Origin of the sequence: Alloiococcus otitis ATCC 51267, assembly GCF_000315445.1 — a bacterium.
In the GTDB taxonomy this organism is placed as follows: domain Bacteria; phylum Bacillota; class Bacilli; order Lactobacillales; family Carnobacteriaceae_A; genus Alloiococcus; species Alloiococcus otitis.
In genome coordinates this window covers 1-567 of record NZ_JH992958.1, presented here as the reverse complement: position 1 = coordinate 567, position 567 = coordinate 1, and the positions used below count along the sequence as shown (strand labels likewise).

Genomic DNA, 567 nt, shown 5'->3' with positions numbered 1-567 from the left:
GCGTACGGTGAATGCCTTGGCACTAGGAGCCGATGAAGGACGGAACGAACACCGATATGCTTCGGGGAGCTGTAAGTAAGCTTTGATCCGGAGATGTCCGAATGGGGCAACCTCCCATCTTTAGTCGGATGGGACTAGGAAAGTGAATCCATAGCTTTCTTAGGGGAAGACGCGGTGAACTGAAACATCTCAGTAGCTGTAGGAAGAGAAAACAAGAGTGATTTCCCTAGTAGCGGCGAGCGAACGGGAAAGAGGCCAAACAGACATGCTTGCATGTCTGGGTTGTAGGACTCAATGTCGGGATTGGCCGTTTAAGGTGAACACCCTGGAAAGGGTGGCCAGAGCAGGTGATAGCCCTGTAACCGACCGAGCGGTCGGCCCATGAGGATCCTGAGTACGACGGCACACGTGCTATGCCGTCGGAAGCCGGGAGGACCATCTCCCAAGCCTAAATACTCCCTAGTGACCGATAGTGAACCAGTACCGTGAGGGAAAGGTGAAAAGAACCCCGGGAGGGGAGTGAAAGAGCACCTGAAACCGTATGCTTACAAGTAGTCAGAGCCCGTT

1 rRNA gene is annotated in these 567 nt (G+C 53.6%); it reads left to right on the top strand.

Annotated elements, in window-relative coordinates:
- Positions 1–567 (top strand): 23S ribosomal RNA (locus tag HMPREF9698_RS02625); the annotation flags it as partial.